Source organism: Methylophaga sp. UBA1464, from assembly GCF_002325665.1.
Lineage (GTDB): Bacteria > Pseudomonadota > Gammaproteobacteria > Nitrosococcales > Methylophagaceae > Methylophaga.
In genome coordinates this window covers 19,356-19,617 of record NZ_DCSO01000060.1, presented here as the reverse complement: position 1 = coordinate 19,617, position 262 = coordinate 19,356, and the positions used below count along the sequence as shown (strand labels likewise).

At 46.2% G+C, this 262-nt stretch carries 1 protein-coding gene; it reads right to left on the bottom strand.

Translation table 11 applies throughout. The features are described 5' to 3' along the window. Positions 1-262: DNA-processing protein DprA (locus B3O33_RS07500; protein WP_292363320.1), on the bottom strand; the 262-nt coding region annotated here is incomplete at both ends.

Below are 262 nucleotides of genomic sequence, written 5' to 3'. Positions count from 1 at the left end.
ATTTCGGCTACCCACAATGGCCAGTTGCCATTTACCAAGCAAATTAATATCGCCCTGAACAAACAATAAAGCAGGTGGATCCGGTATTTGCTTGAGCAGCTCTGGATAGAGCGGATGCTGCTGATCAATAACATGACGATTATCAGCCGATAACCATTCCAGATCGCGTTCAACCTGATCCCAGTCCGGAGATTGCAGTAAGGTCAGGATTTTCGAATCAACACCTTTTAACAGGCGAGCTTCACGAAAGATATCGGCTGAG